Source organism: Gracilibacillus dipsosauri (assembly GCF_003176895.1).
Taxonomy (GTDB): domain Bacteria; phylum Bacillota; class Bacilli; order Bacillales; family Amphibacillaceae; genus Gracilibacillus; species Gracilibacillus dipsosauri.
The window spans coordinates 851,553-868,157 of sequence record NZ_QGTD01000008.1; the positions used below are offsets into that span (position 1 = coordinate 851,553).

Below are 16,605 nucleotides of genomic sequence, written 5' to 3' on the forward strand. Positions count from 1 at the left end.
GCAAGATAATACAAGGTTGTTTACTAATATTCTATTCTATTAATTCACATTCATGCATTTTTTATTCCACTCTGCTATTCTTATATAGGGGTGATAAATTTGATTATACAAATTAAGGGAAATGTAAAATATCCAATTACATTGGACCCTAGTGTTTGGATTTTTGATGATCGAAAAATTCTGTTAGAAGATGCGTTCAAGGATAAGGTTATAGAAAAAAATGAGGAAGAATTTTCTGGACAAGATAGTAATCGAGTCAAGCCACAAGTACACAATAGTATTAAGAAATATAATAAAGATGAATTATTACATAGATCTTATGTAATGCCAATATACGATTTTATTGGTAATGCAGAAATAAATGAGGAAACTGAATCTGTTCAATTAGAAACATCAGAAGAAGTCATCGATATTACGATTGATCAACTGAATTCTGGCTTGCTTCTATTCTCGATCGAAGGTAAACAAATTAAAGAAAATGGACCTGCCTATTTCCTATTCGGTGATGGGTCTAATCAAGAGGCTCCCATAAAAGGACTTAAAGTCATCCACATACTATAATATTTAATATAACGTATCTACAGCTTTTAACTAAAAAGCCATTATCATCTGACAACCTTCTCTAAAAGTGTATGTATATTTTCAAACATAAAACGAAAAATATTCATATAAAGAGGAGGTTATTTTTTATGGTGAAATATATAACAATTGCTTTCGTTTTATTTTTTATGGTAGCCTGTGGTCAGCAACAACAGGAAAGTCAAACGAATGAACAAAATGATTTAGGAACGGTACAGCTACAAAATTCTGATCCAGCTCAACAAGAAAATATGAGTAACCAAGATAAAGCGAAATACCTAGCAAATGTGGCAAGTCAAGTGCCCGATGTCAATGACGCAACAGCACTCATCACTAATCGCGGCGTAATCATAAGTATTGACGTAAATGAAGACCTTGATCGCTCCGAGGTAGGTTCCATTAAATTTTCGGTGCTAGAAGCTATACAGCATGATCCATACGGAGAAAATGCCATTATTGTTGCAGATCCAGATATGCATGAAAGATTGAAAGGAATTGGAGATAAAATACAGCAGGGCCATCCAATTGAGGCAATTACTGAGGAATTATCCAATATTACTGGTCGATTAATTCCTGAAATTCCATTGAACGAAAAACAGTCCGAAAAAATAGATCAAAATAAGCAAAAAATGGACGAAGAAAAAGATCAGGAATTAGAAAATATTACAGATGAGCAATCTAATCATCAAAAGGATCGTTAATGCTAACGATCCTTTTTCCTTTCTTATTGTTTTGCTTTATTGTAATAGTTTACACCATATTGGGAACCTTCAGAAACCATTTCTGCATTTTCTAAGCTAGAATCCTCTGGATGTCCTGCAGAATTAATCGGCAAATCTGTATCCTTCTTTCTTAGAGAATCAGATATTTTTTGGAATTTATTTTTTATTTGAGCCCTTCTCGATTTTCCCATCAACGCATAGGATAATGTGACAACAGCTGCTCCACCGAGTGCACTTGTGATTTTTTTATTCATTTCTCTCACCCTCTCCTTACCTTCTGTTATAAGTTATATACCCTATCAAAACTAACTAAAACATTTTAGGTCTGACAAAATATGTTACAATAAAAAAAGAAAGTTTTATAAAAGTGACCAGAGGTGATTGAATGAGGGTAAAATGTGTCATCTGTGATAAAATCAATCGAATCGATAATGACTGCCCACAAGCAAAAAAGCTTAGAAATAGATTAATTCATACGTATATGTGCCCATCATGTCATGAGCGAATTACAAAAAAGACAAAAACAAGAAAACAATCAGGAAATTTTCGTCTATACCAAAATAAAAAGGTAAAGGATGAATTTCTCTCTTAAAGATAGCTATAGCTAAAATAGAAAAAGCCTGGGAGTCCCAGGCTTTTTCAAGTCGTACATTAAGATGGATTAATGATCATTTTGTGGTTGATGTTTCCGCTCTTGATGGAGTCTTAAACGATAAACTCCCATCACAATCGCTATTATAAATAAACTTTCTGCTAATGGTAAATTAAGACCAAAGATCAGCGTTAAGAAGAACATTCCAATAAACAGTAGTATATAAATGATCAATGATTTTAAAGGTGATAGTTTCTTCGCAAATCCGAACTTATATGCAATAATTGCGAATACGACAACAGTTAAGTATAAAAAGAAAAATCCTCTAATTAAAAGGCCCATCTCTTCATCATTGGCCATATTTACTTCTGTCCCTAAATCTCTCATAAAAAAGTCTGCAATTGGCCAAAGATTGTTAGGTACTTCGATAACCATATCCGTCTTCATTGTTAACCTCCATTATTTCTCTCCATAATCTCTATCATACTAAATAAGAATATGATATGCTAGTAAAATGAGAATATTGTTAAGGTTGGTGTGTCGAAATTGTCTACGATTCAATGGTCAAAATTATTTTTAGCAATATTTGTTATCCTATCTTTCTCTGCAGCAGGGGTTGGAATTGCCCTAAGAAATATTTGGGTTATTGTTGGATCCATTATTCTCGGCTTTTTGCTAATGGGATATGGTATAGCCCAAAAGAAAAAAACAAATGCTTAAAGTTAAAGAAAATTCGAATTAGTTCATCAGGATATGATCTAATTCGAATTCTTTATGTACAATATAATTTGCCTTATTTTAATTCAATGTAATCATTCATCAAACGTTCGTATATCTGTTTATTACAGGTTAAAATTGTATTATTATGCAGTAAATCTATTGGATTACCGTTTGCCTGAACGGTAATGCCACCTACCTCATTAACTAAGATAAATCCTGCTGCAAAATCCCAAGGCGCGAGCTGCATCGTTAAATATGCATCTATAATCCCTTCTGCAAGAAAAGCAAACTCTAGCGCCGCTGAACCATAGGATCTCGTTCCCCTACTATCAATAATCAGCTGTTGTATTTTCTTTTCATTGATGCGTTTATTTTCACAAGCTATTATACTGTTCATGGCAATAATACTTGTTTCTAAACGAACCTCATCATTCAGCGGTTTTAGTCTAGTATCATTTCGGTAAGCCCCTTGTCCTTTAACAGCGGTATAAAGCACATCATCCATTACATTATAAATGAGACCAATTTCACCAATACCGTCATGATAAATCCCAATAGAAATAGCAAAATTTCTTTTTTGGTGAACAAAATTCATCGTGCCATCAATTGGATCTATAATCCATACAATGCCATCAAGTGATTCCACCTTATCACCATAACCCTCTTCTCCTATTAACTTATGATCTGGGTAATTGGCTTTTATGTTCTCCACAAAAAATTGCTCAGTAGCTCTATCAACATCTGTTACGAGATCATTTGCATTTGATTTTGTATCGATTTTGAAGGCTTGCTCCATTTGTTCACGAATGTTATCTCCAGCTTGGTATATCCATTTCTTTGTATTGATTAGTAGCTCTTCTCGGATGGCATCATTCATTGCATTTCCTCCGTTCCAAAATATCAGTAGCTTCTATTTTAGCAAAAATTCAGAAAAATTGAAAATAGAACAGTATTAGTTGCAATCAAATTAGAATTAATATAAAATTATAATTATGTTAAATTAATCAGGAAGGTGACAGATATGACTTTTTCAGGTTTCGAAGCAAAGGATTTTGATACATTTACAATAGAGGGACTAGATGAAAGAATGGAAGCCATCCAAAAGCGAATTCAACCGAAATTCAAACAGATCAGTGAAGAAATTATTTCTGACCTAGAAGAAGCGGTTGGCCAAGATATGTACCTTCATATAGCCCGACATGCTCGTAGAACAGTTAATCCGCCAAAAGACACTTGGTCAGCTTATGCACATAATAAGAGAGGCTACAAAAAACACCCACATTTTCAAGTTGGATTGTGGCATGATCATGTTTTTGTTTGGTTAGCCTATATCTATGAATTACCACACAAAAGTGAAATTGCCAAGAAATTTTTGGATGAAATAGATGATATAAAAAGCACCGTACCAGTAGATTACCAAGTCTCTCTCGACCACATGGAAAACAAAGCAGAATCATTAAAACACATAAATTTAGAAAAGGCCCTGCAAAGATTTCAGAATGTGAAAAAAGGTGAATTTTTAATTGGACGACAATTTAAAGCAGATGACCCGATTTTAAGAGACGGAAAGGTATTTATTCAAGAAGTGAAAGACATTATTCAAACATTAGCTCCGCTATACAAGTCATCTCTGCTATAAATTAACGATCTCATGCTGCTCCAATGTCTTCGCCTTTTTTATGACGCGAAACGGGACATAACCTGATTGCTTTTCAAATTGTCGATCTAATTGCTTCTCTTCCGATTTTGATGGAACAATTTGTTTAAAGCGATGATAAGCAAGCATCAAATCCTGTTTCGCTACACCTTTTTCATAGACTTTTTCAATAATGGAATAATAATTAACAACATCAATAATTTCCTCTGTTGACCAACTTTCATTAAGTGGATAACTATAATTCATAAAAACACCTCTTTAACTATATCTATTCCTATTTTAGCATAATTCATAAATTTATCATAAAAGCTAGCTATTGCACGATCAATTTGCTATAATACATTTTGTTTTATTATTTTTCCGTGTAAAAGGAGCAACAATCATAGATGTTAACCCAAAATGAAACACCACTATTCAGTGGTTTAAAAGCACATATAGAGAAAAATCCACGCGCTTTTCATATCCCAGGTCATAAACAAGGAAAAGGGATGGATCCCAAATTTCGCAAATTCCTGGGTGAGAATACGTTATCACTTGATTTAATAAATATTGAGCCATTAGATGACCTACATCATCCTCGTCATATTATAAAAGAGGCACAAGAGTTAGCTGCAGAAGCTTTCGGAGCGGATCATACTTATTTTTCTGTACAAGGTACAAGTGGTGCTATTATGACGATGATTATGAGTGTTTGTTTGCCTGGTGATAAGATCATAGTACCAAGAAATATTCATAAGTCCGTTTCTTCTGCTATTATATTTTCTGGAGCTGTACCGATATTTATTCATCCCGAGCTTGACCATAAATTAGGAATTTCACACGGGATCACACCGAACGCTGTTCAAAATGCATTAGAAGCACACCCAGACGCAAAGGCTGTATTAGTAATTAATCCAACTTATTTCGGCATTGCTGCTGACCTAAAAAAAATCGTAGAAATTGTCCATCAATACCAGATCCCTGTACTAGTAGATGAAGCACATGGGGTGCATATTCATTTTCATGAAAGGCTTCCATTATCGGCAATGCAAGCAGGAGCAGATATGGCAGCAACAAGTGTCCATAAATTAGGTGGATCTTTAACACAAAGCTCTGTCTTAAATGTGAAGGATGGTTTGATTAATCATGAAAGAGTCCAAACAGTCATGTCTATGCTCACTACCACTTCCACTTCCTATATATTGCTTGCTTCATTAGATATTGCCCGTAGGTACTTAGTACAAAATGGGATGTCTTTATTATCTGAAACAATCGAAAATGCCAGATATCTTAGAAAGGAAATAAATAAGATACCTACTCTCTATTGCCCTGGCAGTGACTTACTTGGAACAGAGGCGACCTTTGATTACGATCCAACCAAGATTATTATCTCTGTCAAAAATTTAGGAATTACTGGGCATGAAGCAGAGATATGGCTACGCTTGAATTATCAAATCGAAGTGGAATTATCGGATATGTACAATCTTTTGTGTATTATTACACCTGCTGACAACCTAGAGGATATGAAGTACCTTCTTTCAGCTTTAAATCATTTAGTGGACACACATTATTCTTCAGCAAACGATACAACTGTAAAAGCACAAGTTCCCGATATTCCAATTTTAGCAGTAAGTCCTAGAGAGGCGTTTTATGCGGAATATGAAGTCATACCTTTGAAGAACTCCGCTGGTAGAATCAGTGCTGAATCGATTATGATATATCCTCCAGGAATACCTATATTTATACCTGGTGAAATTATATCTGAAGAAAACCTACAATATATTTATCATAATTTACAGTCGAATTTACCTGTTCAAGGTCTTCAGGACGAAAGCTTGCAAATGATAAGAGTTTTAAAAGAGCATAAAGCATTTAAATAGAGCTGTAGTTTTCTACAGCTCTTGATTTATGAAGTGATAGGACGTTAAGGAGTTTTTATAGTGGCAGGATCAGCTATTTCATATCCTTTATCCCTTAAGCCTTTTACAATATCAGCGAGTGCTTCGGAAGTCCAAGGTCTGTCATGCATTAATAGATTTGCACCATTTCTTAACTCTGGAGCATTTAACATAATCTCTGTTATTGCCTGCTTTGACTGGTATTCACTTACCCAATCATATCCATAGCTCCAGTTCATTAAAAGCATTCCTTCTTTTTCAACTAAGTTCTTCACAAAGTCTGTGTTGGCACCATTTGGCGCTCGGAAAAATTGTGGTTTTTCTCCAATAATTTCATTAATTAGAGCATTGAGTGATAATATTTCTTCTCTTTGTATTTCTTCATCTACTTCTGTTAAATTTTGATGATTAAACGTGTGATTCCCAATTGCGAATCCCATCTCGTGAATTTGTTTTAAAGTATTCTTTTTCTTTTCTGTTTCAAGGAAATGGCCATTCACAAAAAAAATCGCAGGTGCTTCTAATTCACTTAAGGTTTTTGCCATTTCTAGTGCATGGTCATCTGGTGCATCATCAATCGTCAAAAGAACGACCTTTTCGTTTGTTCCTTCCTTAATTGGCTCTAGAAACCAAACATCATTTATTATGTATAGTGGTTCTTTTTGAACAAGGTGATTAGACTCTTCTACTGAGTCCTGAGCAGAATCTGACTTTACAGGTGGATCCTGTTCATCTTTGTTGTTTTCTTCTGTTTTATCCATTACCTCTTCGTTTGAAGAAGCTATATTATCTTGTTCCTTTTCAGACGATTTATTTTCATTACTACAGCTACAAAGAAGCATCAAAACAAATACGATTATAGCTAAAAAGATTCCCTTTTTCATAAAGATCCCTCACTTTACAACAATTTACATAAACGACTAGAAAAAAGAGTCTGCTAGGCAGACTCTTATCCATTTATTTTACGATATGAATTGGTGAACCAATTGCTACTTCAGCAGCTTCCATCGTAATTTCACCTAGTGTTGGGTGAGCATGAATGGTTAAAGCTAAATCTTCAGCTGTCATGCCTGCCTCAATTGCTAGACCAATTTCAGAAACCATATCACTAGCATTTGGACCTGCAATTTGACCACCGATGATTAAACCATCCTCTTTACGAGTGATTAGCTTCATAAAACCATCCCCAGCATTTAACGAGAGTGCTCGACCATTTGCTGCAAATGGGAATTTAGATGCTACCACATCATAACCTGCTTCTTTTGCTTCTTCCTCTGTATAGCCAACTGATGCTAATTCTGGATCAGAGAATACAACAGCAGGAATCGCATTGTAGTCAATTTCTGCATTTTCACCAGCAATGGCTTCCGCAGCAATTTTACCTTCATAAGAAGCTTTATGCGCAAGCGGTGGACCTTCCACAATATCACCAATTGCATAAATATTTTCTACATTTGTGCGACATTGCTTATCGATTTTAATAAGTCCTTTTTCAGTCATTTCAATTCCAACTTGTTCAAGGCCTATTTCAGCTGTGTTAGGGCGACGTCCAACGGTTACTAATACATAATCTGCTTCAATTGTTTCTTCTTTTCCTTTTGCTTCATAAGTAACTTTCACACCATTATCGGTTTCTTCTACCCCTTTAGCTGTGGCACTTGTAATAATTGTTGCACCTTTTTTCTTCAATTTCTTCTTCACAAGTGCACTCATTTGCTTTTCAAAACCATTTAAGATATCTCTTAAACCTTCAATAATGGTTACTTCTGTTCCAAAGCTTGCATAAGCTGAACCTAATTCGGTACCTACATATCCGCCACCAATAACGACTAATTTTTTCGGTACTTCTTTTAAATTCAATGCTCCAGTAGAATCTAGCACACGATCAGAGAACTTGAATGTTGGTAATTCAATTGGTGTAGAACCTGTTGCAATAATGCAGTTTTTGAAGGTATAAGTTTGAGAATTTTTGTCATCCATTACCTTTGCTGTATTTTTATCAACAAAGTACACTTCACCTTTTACAATGTCTACCTTGTTACCTTTAAGAAGTGATTCCACTCCACCAGTTAATTTTTTAACAACAGAGCCTTTCCATTCTTGTACTTTGGAAAAATCAACGGAAACATTCTCTGTTTTGATGCCCATTGTTTCATCACCTTGAGCATATTCAGCACGGTGTCCTGCTTGGATTAGCGCTTTGGATGGGATACAGCCTACATTTAGACAAACTCCACCAACATTGCCTTTTTCTACTACAGTAACCTTTTGACCAGTTTGTGCTGCACGAATTGCTGCAACGTATCCTCCTGGTCCCGCTCCAACTACTAACGTATCTAGTTCAATTGGGAAATCTCCAACAACCATTATTACCCCTCCATCATAATTAATTGTGGGTCTTCAAGTAAACGTTTAATTTGATTTAATGCTAATTGTGCTGTTGCACCATCAACGATTCGATGATCAAAGCTTAATGATAATGCTAAAACAGGTGCAACAACAATTTCGCCGTCTCTTACAACAGGCTTCTCTGCTATACGACCTATTCCGAGAATGGCAGCTTCTGGATAGTTAATTACTGGAGTAAACCACTGTCCACCTGCAGAACCGATATTAGAAATAGTACAAGAAGCACCCTTCATTTCATTTGGAGCAAGTTTTCCTTCTCTTGCTTTAACTGCGAGCTCATTGATTTCTTTAGAAATACTGAAGATAGATTTAGCATCAGCATTCTTAACAACTGGTACTAGTAAACCTTTCTCTGTATCTGCAGCAATTCCAATATTGTAATAATGCTTTTGCACAATCTCATCAGTGTCATCATCAATGGAAGCATTTAAGATTGGGTATTTAGATAATGCAGAAACTAAGGCTTTTACTACGTATGGTAAGTAAGTTAACTTAATTTCTTGCTCTGCTGCAACAGGCTTGAATTTTTTGCGGTGAGCAACAAGTGCTGTAACATCAACTTCATCATGTAATGTAACATGTGGAGCTTTGTGCTTAGAATTAACCATCGCATTAGCAATTGCTTTACGAATTCCACTCATTTTCTCACGTGTTTCTGGATATTCACCTTCAGGCTTAGCAGCTGGTGTTGTTGTTGCTTTTGCTTCCTCTTTTGGTTGATCTGCAGATGCTTCTGCTTTTTGATCACCATTAATGAAGGCGTCAATGTCTTCTTTTAAAACACGATTATTTTTGCCTGTTCCAGAAACTTCTGCAATGTTAACATTGTTATCACGTGCATATTTTCGCACAGATGGCATTGCAATTACTCGATTATTTGGATCCTTACTAGACGCTTCAGTATCTGGTGATTCTTCTTTCTTTTCCTCTTGTTGCTCAGGCTTTTCCTCTTTTGGTTCATCTGGTTTTGATTCTTCAGCAGAACCTTCTTCACCCTCATAGCCTTCTGCATCAATAGTAATAATTGTTTCACCAACTGTAGCGACAGATCCTTCTTCAAAATGTACTTCCTTCACGGTGCCGTCCACTGGTGATGGAATTTCGACAACGGCTTTGTCATTTTGCACTTCACATAGCACATCATCTTCTTTAATTTCTTCGCCAGCTTTAACAAACCATTTTACGATCTCACCTTCATGGATACCTTCTCCAATATCAGGTAATTTAAATTCAAAAGCCATTCTATTGACCTCCCGTCCAGTATTAATTCATTAGAAATTGATGACTTTGTTTGCTTTTTCGATAATATCATTATAATTTGGAAGCCATACTTCTTCTGCTTGTGTAAAAGCATATACAGTATCTGGTGCAGCTACTGTCAAAATCGGAGCTTCTAAATGTAGGATTGCACGTTCTTGTACATTTGATACAATATAGGACGCTAATCCTGCTTGTCTTTGTGCTTCTTGCACCATTACCATACGGTTTGTTTTCTCGACGGATTGCACAATTGTTTCAAAATCGATTGGCATGACTGTGCGTAAATCGATAACTTCCGCTTGAATTCCGTCTTTTTCTAGTTCTTCTGCTGCTTTCAATGCAGAATGAACCATTGCTCCATATGCAACTAATGTTACGTCAGTACCTTCGCGTTTCACCTGAGCTTTTCCTAATTCGATTGTATAATCTTCCTCAGGCACTTCTTCACGGAAGGAACGATATAACTTCATGTGTTCCAAGAATACTACTGGGTCATTATCTCTAATAGAAGAAATTAATAAACCTTTCGCATCATATGGTGAAGATGGTATGACAACTTTTAAACCAGGTTGTTGTGCTACCAAGCCTTCAAGAGAATCCGCATGAAGCTCAGGTGTATGAACCCCACCACCAAATGGTGAACGAATCGTAATAGGAGCATTCATCGTATTTCCAGAACGATAACGCAAACGTGCCATTTGGCCATTGATAGCATCCATTGCTTCATAAACAAAGCCGAAGAATTGAATTTCAGGAACAGGACGGTAGCCTTGTGTTGCTAAACCAATCGAAATTCCGGCAATTCCTGATTCTGCAAGTGGTGTATCAAATACACGTTCTTCGCCAAATTCTTTTTGTAGACCTTCTGTAGCACGGAAAACCCCACCGTTTTGACCAACATCTTCTCCAAACACTAATACATTTTCATCATTTTTAAGTTCAACTCGTAAAGCATCAGTAATTGCTTGAATCATTGTCATTTGAGCCATCGTTTACTTCGACTCCTTTGCTTCATATTCTTCTAATTGTTCCTGCAAGTGTGCTGGAAGCTCTTCGTACATATTATTGATTAAATCAGATACCTTTTGTTTAGGCTGTTCATCTGTTTTCTTAATCGCAGCTTTGATTTCTTCTTTTGCTTTTTCAATTACTTTGTTTTCTTCCTCTTCTGACCATAATCCTTTTTCCTCAAGGAACTTACGGAAACGAACGATTGGATCCTTCTTCTCCCATTCGTTGTCCATATCTTCCGTACGATAGCGTGTTGGATCATCCCCAGCCATTGTGTGTGGACCATAGCGATAAGTTAAAGTCTCTATCAATGTTGGGCCTTCACCGTTTACCGCACGTTCTCTAGCTTCTTTCGTAGCAGCATAAACAGCTAGAACGTCCATTCCGTCAACTTGAATACCATCAATGCCAGCTGCAACTGCTTTTTGAGCTAATGTCTTAGCAGCGGATTGTTTTTCGACAGGCACAGAAATTGCAAAACGGTTATTTTGTACAACAAAAATCGCTGGTGCTTGATAAGCCCCGGCAAAATTAATTCCTTCGTAGAAATCACCTTGTGATGTACCACCATCACCCGTATAAGTTATTGCAACTGATTTTGCTCCACGTTTTTTCATTCCTATTGCTACACCTGCAGCTTGTGTATACTGTGCACCAATAATGATTTGTGGACTTAATGCATTAACACCTTCAGGCATTTGATTACCATGATAGTGTCCACGAGAGAATAAAAATGCTTGATAGAGTGGCAGCCCATGCCAAATTAATTGTGGTACGTCACGATATCCTGGCAATATAAAATCCTCTTTTTCAAGAGCGAATTGGGTACCTAATTGTGATGCTTCTTGTCCAGCAGTAGGTGCGTAGAAGCCTAAACGACCTTGACGATTCAACGCAATAGAACGTTGATCAAGGATTCTAGTGTAAACCATTCGATACATAAGTTCTTTTAATTCTTCATCTGATAAATCAGGCATTGCATCTTCGTTAACAACTTTACCTTCTTCATTCAGAATTTGAAACGTTTCAAATTGTTCTTCGATATTTTCGACTGTACGCTTCAAAAAGATTCACCTCTTCCTTTCTATAACCCCAAAATGTAATTTATCAAAAATAGCTTTCCCAAAAGATTAAAAAATCTGTACCAAAGTCATCATTATTGCTTTACCCGCTATCGTTACTACTAATCAATTTTGGGTCAAGAACATCTGTTACATATGATTTAAAAAATCAAATTGGTACAATTTTTATTCATGTATAGTTTAGCCTATTGAACGAAGATGGTCAAACACTTTGCAACAATTAATATAATTTTTTTGTGTTTTTCTATGTTTCGTTAACAGAAAAAAGTATCTCACTTTTTTAAAACTGTTTCATTATTAAATTATATCTGTACTATTTTATTCGTGCAAAATAAAGGCGATATAAGCAATTTTTTAGTATCCGCTTACATTGCTGCACTAAAAAACATCATATTTTTTCAATACTTTGGAGTATAAATCATAGCTTCGGCAAAATTTTTCTCTACTGAATTTAAAAATTCCAAAATGTGCAAAAAAACCTTCGAGTTAACTCGAAGGCTTATTCATACACAACATTCATTTCAGTTTCTTCATAAAATTGCTTTTTTAATTCATTATATGTATCTGTCTGTTTATTAAAGGTTTCATTTAATTGAATTACTTCTTCATACGTTTGATTTACTTTATCTATTTGGCTTCGCAATTCCTCTTCGGTCAATTCTTCCTTTGTAAATAGTTCATATAGCTTCTGATCTTCATCTAATGAGGATTGATAAGCTTTATTTAAATTTCCATAGCTAGCATATCTTTCCTCCATAGCTTTCACCATTTTCTCTGCCGTTCCTTGAAGGTCATCCTCTAAATCCTTGACCAATTCTTTTGCTTTAGAGAATTCCTTTTCTCCTGCATCAATGCTTTCTTTTTCTTTTTTTAATAGCTCTCTTCTTTCATTAATATTCGTAATTGCCTGCTCACTTAAGTCTGTAATTTCGTCCATCTGGTCTGAGGAAAGTTCAATGATTTGATTATAAACTTCTTGTTCTTTCTCTTCTAAATCTGCAAACGATTCTTGTTGTTCTGCAAAAGGCTGCTCTAATTCTACTGATTTTTCCAAATGCTCATACATTTTATTCGCAACTGAATCCCCACTACAAGCAACAAGTATACATGCAGCCAAAATGAATAAAAATGATATTTTTTTCATCTACTAAAACTCCTTTTAACAATTCTTCTCCTCTAATTACAACTATATTATTATAACATAAATAGTTTCCAAAAAAATTACTTTCTGGTGATTATTTATTGAAATCACAAGTGATTACTGTTTGTTTTTCTATATTTTTTTCCTGACATTATGTATTATATAGGATAAGATGAAATGTAAAGAGGTGTTATAATTGATAACAATGAAGGATATTATACGCGAGGGAGATCCCATCCTCAGAAAAGTAGCATCCGATGTAGAGCTTCCTCCAACAGCAGAAGAAAAGAATATCTTGGAATCCATGCTTGAATTCTTAAAAAATAGCCAAGATGAAGAATTAGCAAAAAAATATGATTTACGTCCAGGAGTGGGGCTTGCAGCACCACAAATCGGAATTTCTAAAAGAATGTTTGCTGTCCATTTTCAGGATTTCGATGGAGCTGAATATAGCTATGGTTTATTTAATCCTAAAATCGTCAGCCATTCTGTAGCAAAGACCTATTTATCCAATGGTGAAGGATGTCTATCAGTTGATAGAGAAGTACCAGGTTATGTGCCTCGTTATCAAAAGATCACATTAAAAGCAACTGACTTAAATGGAAATGAAGTTAAATTAAAACTAAAAGGCTATGCTGCAATTGTGTTTCAACATGAGCTTGATCATTTGAATGGAGTGATGTTCTATGATCACATTAATAAAGGCGATCCATTCTTCATTCCAGATAATACTATAGCATGTGACCAATAAGGTAATAGCTATCACTTAAAGCTCTTACTACGAGCATTTAAAAGCTTGTTAAAAAAGGTTCTTTGATGGGGAGTGGTTAACCCCCTCCCCTTTTAACCAAACGTTTTCTTTTTATCCCCTCTGTTATAACCTTCTATATAACCCATTCAGTATTTAAAAAGATAATTCCTTCAAATCGTTTATTTCTTTATTAGAACAAATATTCTTCAAAATCTCTCCATTGCCATTCTAATCCAAGTATACCTTGCTCACTAGTTTCTATTTATGACAATTACTATTTAGCCATTCGGAAGCTCTATAGTACAGCAAAAATAATTGGGTCGATCCTATTTATCAGTTGTTTACAGGTTGTAGAAAGAGGAAACACTTATATAAGATAATAAAGTAATAAAGGAGTATAAAATGGCTATTAAAAACGAAAACGACAATCGGTTTTATTACTCAAATCGTAACCTGTGGGCTGGAATTTTATTTGGAATCGGTATTGTGGCTTTTTTAGATGAAACAATTTTTCATCAACTATTACGGTGGCATCACTTTTATGACAAATCCACAACCGATATTGGACTGATTTCCGACGGTTTTTTTCATGCTTTTAGTTGGTTTGCGACTATTGGTGGCTTGTTTATCTATGCTGATCTTCGAAGGCGGAACGGACTATGGATCACTAAGTGGTGGGGAGGAGTATTGATCGGAGCAGGTGGGTTCCAGTTATATGATGGCATTATTCAACACAAATTGATGCGGATACATCAGATTCGTTATGTGGAGAATGTCATCATCTATGACCTGATATGGAATGTGCTAGCTGTTGTAATGATCGTAATAGGACTCAGTCTCATTAAAAGTAATAAACAACAGGCGAAGGAGGTTTCAGATGAACCTCAATAACTACATTCTTCATATCGATGGAGCTTACTTCTTTACTCAAGAGCAGTTGATACCTCAAATATTATTGGCGCTACCGTTTGTTTTAACTTTGGTTATGTATATCTTGGCTGTCATAGTCTCCAACCGGCGTCACAAGCGTTGGCCGTTATATCGCACTGTTTGTTGGATATTTGGCGTTCTTTTCGCAATTATTTCCGTTGCAGGCCCTTTAGCTAACCGTGCACTTGTAGATTTTACAGCCCACATGTTTGGTCACTTGTTTTTAGGCATGCTTGCCCCATTGCTGATGGCGCTTGCTGCACCGATGACACTTATGCTAAGAACACTCACGGTTCCCATAGCAAGAAGACTTTCCAAAATGCTAAGAAGTAGACTCTCGCGAATGCTTACCAACCCGATTATTGCTTCCGTTCTGAATATAGGAGGACTCTGGTTGTTATATACTACTAGTCTATACTCGCTTATGCATGATTATTTTCTATTGCACCTAATAGTGCATGTCCATGTTTTCTTAGCTGGCTATTTATTTACAATATCCATGTTCTATATCGATCCAATGCCCCATCGTGTTCCTTTTTTGTATCGCGCGATTGTATTATGTGTTGCCTTAACTGGACACGGTATTCTATCAAAATACATCTATGCACATCCACCTAACCATGTAACTATAAATCAAGCAGAACTTGGGGGCATGGTCATGTATTATGGAGGGGATATCATCGACATTGTTATTATCTTCATCCTCTGTTTACAGTGGTTTAGAGCAACCCGACCTCGAACTAGACTAGCTATATTCAGTAATTGTTTCATTTCATATTAACTTTTTTCGATTCAAAAAACTCTCCCTAAGGTAGGTACAGATTTTATTTTTCAATCTGTCCACCATAAGGAGAGCCTGTTATAAATGTATGTTTCTTCGATTATGCCAATTTATGGCCACAATTACCGCAGAAATTCATGCCACTTGTTTTATTACCACAATTGGGGCAAAAATTAGGGATCGCGTTATTTCCATTATTAGCGGGAGATGATTGTGGTGTGCTTGAATTATTTTGATTCATCCCTTTGACCATTTCCTGTGCCATGTTCATCCCCATCATCATACCTGCCATGTCTGTTGCAGTATTACCACCTTCTGATTTACCTTCTGAAATCGCATCAGTGAAGGCTACCTCTTTATAACGATTCATATCACCAATCATACTATGAGATGCAGATTTAGTAATCATATCTTGAATTTCTTTTGGATAATTAAAGCTCATAATAGTAAAACGAGTAATTTCAAATCCATCACTATTTATTTGCATATCTAAATCTTCTTGAATTCCTTTGCCTATTTCAAAGGAATTAGCTTGCAGGTTAAACATATCTTTTCCTTCTTTTGTAATCCACTTCATTAATAACTGATCTAGAATACTAGTTATTCTTAGACGAATGTCCTCCACTAGATAATTATCTTTTACTCCAGCTATATTATCGATTAATTTGACATAGTCAGTTACTTTGAATTGAAATGTTCCGTTCGCTCTAATTGGCATTCCGCCAGGTAATTGCTGTGTTGGAATATTTATTGCACTTTTCGTTCCCCACTTCACCGTAAACTCTTTTGTATTAACAAAAAGCACCTCTACACGCATGCCACTATTAAAACCAAATTTGAAGCCTTTTAATGTAGACAGAAAAGGAACAATTTCGGATTCGATTTCATATTCTCCTTCGTCCTTGAAGACACCTTCAATTTTCCCTTGATCAAAAAAGATGGCATCCTGACCAGGACGAATAATCAGTTTACTTCCTTTTTTTACTTCATCATTATTCCATTTCCAAAAAATCATATCCTCACGGAATTCATTCCATTCAATGACATCTGAAAGTTGCCCCTTAAAAAAATCAAACATGTATAACACCTTTCC

The 16,605-nt window shown here is 35.6% G+C and carries 20 protein-coding genes; 9 read left to right on the forward strand and 11 right to left on the reverse strand.

What is annotated here, in order from left to right:
- Nucleotides 1-99 precede the first annotated feature (99 nt).
- Both DLJ74_RS11280 and DLJ74_RS11285 read left to right on the forward strand, forming a co-directional pair.
- Entirely contained in the window at nt 100-561 is a 462-nt protein-coding gene (locus DLJ74_RS11280) for a hypothetical protein (RefSeq protein ID WP_109984510.1), read from the forward strand.
- 128 nt (nt 562-689) lie between these two features.
- Nucleotides 690-1,280: a YhcN/YlaJ family sporulation lipoprotein gene (locus tag DLJ74_RS11285; protein ID WP_109984511.1), complete on the forward strand. Its 591-nt coding sequence runs from the start codon at nt 690-692 to the stop codon at nt 1,278-1,280.
- Between the two features lie 23 nt (nt 1,281-1,303).
- Here the strand turns inward: DLJ74_RS11285 and DLJ74_RS11290 are convergent, their stop codons facing one another.
- Complete coding sequence (locus DLJ74_RS11290) at nt 1,304-1,555, reverse strand: hypothetical protein (RefSeq protein WP_109984512.1); 252 nt, start codon at nt 1,553-1,555, stop codon at nt 1,304-1,306.
- Nucleotides 1,556-1,686: 131 nt separating this feature from the next.
- Between DLJ74_RS11290 and DLJ74_RS11295 the strand changes: the two genes are divergently transcribed.
- Nucleotides 1,687-1,893 carry a YlaI family protein gene (locus DLJ74_RS11295; RefSeq protein WP_109984513.1) on the forward strand — a complete coding sequence of 69 codons (207 nt, stop codon included), beginning with the start codon at nt 1,687-1,689 and terminating at the stop codon, nt 1,891-1,893.
- A 69-nt stretch (nt 1,894-1,962) separates the two neighbouring features.
- On the opposite strand, the gene DLJ74_RS11300 is transcribed toward DLJ74_RS11295, so the two are convergent.
- Nucleotides 1,963-2,340, reverse strand: coding sequence for a YlaH-like family protein (locus tag DLJ74_RS11300; RefSeq protein WP_109984514.1), 378 nt, complete (start codon nt 2,338-2,340; stop codon nt 1,963-1,965).
- Between the two features lie 99 nt (nt 2,341-2,439).
- Here DLJ74_RS11300 and DLJ74_RS20450 point away from each other — a divergent pair, with 99 nt between their 5' ends.
- Nucleotides 2,440-2,613 carry a DUF5325 family protein gene (locus DLJ74_RS20450; protein WP_245902313.1) on the forward strand — a complete coding sequence of 58 codons (174 nt, stop codon included), beginning with the start codon at nt 2,440-2,442 and terminating at the stop codon, nt 2,611-2,613.
- Nucleotides 2,614-2,686: 73 nt separating this feature from the next.
- Here the strand turns inward: DLJ74_RS20450 and DLJ74_RS11305 are convergent, their stop codons facing one another.
- The gene (locus DLJ74_RS11305; RefSeq protein WP_109984515.1) at nt 2,687-3,490 is read right to left on the reverse strand and encodes an inositol monophosphatase family protein; all 804 of its coding nucleotides are present in this window, start codon (nt 3,488-3,490) and stop codon (nt 2,687-2,689) included.
- A 144-nt stretch (nt 3,491-3,634) separates the two neighbouring features.
- Between DLJ74_RS11305 and DLJ74_RS11310 the strand changes: the two genes are divergently transcribed.
- The gene (locus tag DLJ74_RS11310; protein WP_054859570.1) at nt 3,635-4,252 is read left to right on the forward strand and encodes a DUF1054 domain-containing protein; all 618 of its coding nucleotides are present in this window, start codon (nt 3,635-3,637) and stop codon (nt 4,250-4,252) included.
- On the opposite strand, the gene DLJ74_RS11315 is transcribed toward DLJ74_RS11310, so the two are convergent.
- Nucleotides 4,247-4,516, reverse strand: coding sequence for a UPF0223 family protein (locus DLJ74_RS11315; protein WP_054787620.1), 270 nt, complete (start codon nt 4,514-4,516; stop codon nt 4,247-4,249). The two genes, DLJ74_RS11310 and DLJ74_RS11315, sit on opposite strands and share 6 nt — an antisense overlap.
- Nucleotides 4,517-4,656: 140 nt before the next feature.
- On the opposite strand from DLJ74_RS11315, the gene DLJ74_RS11320 reads away from it, so the two are divergent.
- The gene (locus DLJ74_RS11320) at nt 4,657-6,129 is read left to right on the forward strand and encodes an aminotransferase class I/II-fold pyridoxal phosphate-dependent enzyme (protein ID WP_054788639.1); all 1,473 of its coding nucleotides are present in this window, start codon (nt 4,657-4,659) and stop codon (nt 6,127-6,129) included.
- Nucleotides 6,130-6,173: 44 nt separating this feature from the next.
- Here the strand turns inward: DLJ74_RS11320 and DLJ74_RS11325 are convergent, their stop codons facing one another.
- The 6 genes from DLJ74_RS11325 to DLJ74_RS11350 all read right to left on the reverse strand — a co-directional run bounded on the left by DLJ74_RS11325 (nt 6,174) and on the right by DLJ74_RS11350 (nt 13,053).
- Nucleotides 6,174-7,031, reverse strand: a complete 858-nt coding sequence (locus DLJ74_RS11325; RefSeq protein ID WP_109984516.1) for a polysaccharide deacetylase family protein — start codon at nt 7,029-7,031, stop codon at nt 6,174-6,176.
- 73 nt (nt 7,032-7,104) lie between these two features.
- The gene (lpdA, locus tag DLJ74_RS11330; protein ID WP_109984517.1) at nt 7,105-8,514 is read right to left on the reverse strand and encodes a dihydrolipoyl dehydrogenase; all 1,410 of its coding nucleotides are present in this window, start codon (nt 8,512-8,514) and stop codon (nt 7,105-7,107) included.
- A 2-nt stretch (nt 8,515-8,516) separates the two neighbouring features.
- Nucleotides 8,517-9,797, reverse strand: coding sequence for a dihydrolipoamide acetyltransferase family protein (locus DLJ74_RS11335; protein WP_109984518.1), 1,281 nt, complete (start codon nt 9,795-9,797; stop codon nt 8,517-8,519).
- 30 nt (nt 9,798-9,827) lie between these two features.
- Entirely contained in the window at nt 9,828-10,805 is a 978-nt protein-coding gene (locus tag DLJ74_RS11340) for an alpha-ketoacid dehydrogenase subunit beta (RefSeq protein WP_054788638.1), read from the reverse strand.
- A gap of 3 nt (nt 10,806-10,808) precedes the next feature.
- A complete protein-coding gene (gene pdhA, locus DLJ74_RS11345) occupies nt 10,809-11,891 on the reverse strand; it encodes a pyruvate dehydrogenase (acetyl-transferring) E1 component subunit alpha (RefSeq protein WP_109984519.1) in 1,083 nt (360 codons plus the stop codon).
- A 517-nt stretch (nt 11,892-12,408) separates the two neighbouring features.
- The gene (locus tag DLJ74_RS11350; RefSeq protein WP_109984520.1) at nt 12,409-13,053 is read right to left on the reverse strand and encodes a YkyA family protein; all 645 of its coding nucleotides are present in this window, start codon (nt 13,051-13,053) and stop codon (nt 12,409-12,411) included.
- Between the two features lie 193 nt (nt 13,054-13,246).
- Between DLJ74_RS11350 and def the strand changes: the two genes are divergently transcribed.
- The 3 genes from def to DLJ74_RS11365 all read left to right on the forward strand — a co-directional run bounded on the left by def (nt 13,247) and on the right by DLJ74_RS11365 (nt 15,512).
- Nucleotides 13,247-13,801, forward strand: a complete 555-nt coding sequence (def, locus tag DLJ74_RS11355) for a peptide deformylase (protein ID WP_109984521.1) — start codon at nt 13,247-13,249, stop codon at nt 13,799-13,801.
- 402 nt (nt 13,802-14,203) lie between these two features.
- Complete coding sequence (locus DLJ74_RS11360; RefSeq protein ID WP_054859577.1) at nt 14,204-14,692, forward strand: DUF2243 domain-containing protein; 489 nt, start codon at nt 14,204-14,206, stop codon at nt 14,690-14,692.
- 94 nt (nt 14,693-14,786) lie between these two features.
- The gene (locus DLJ74_RS11365) at nt 14,787-15,512 is read left to right on the forward strand and encodes a cytochrome c oxidase assembly protein (protein WP_425454582.1); all 726 of its coding nucleotides are present in this window, start codon (nt 14,787-14,789) and stop codon (nt 15,510-15,512) included.
- Between the two features lie 100 nt (nt 15,513-15,612).
- Here DLJ74_RS11365 and DLJ74_RS11370 read toward each other — a convergent pair whose 3' ends face one another.
- Nucleotides 15,613-16,590 (reverse strand): SPFH domain-containing protein, encoded by a 978-nt coding sequence (locus DLJ74_RS11370; protein ID WP_109984523.1) that lies wholly within the window; start codon nt 16,588-16,590, stop codon nt 15,613-15,615.
- Nucleotides 16,591-16,605: the final 15 nt, after the last annotated feature.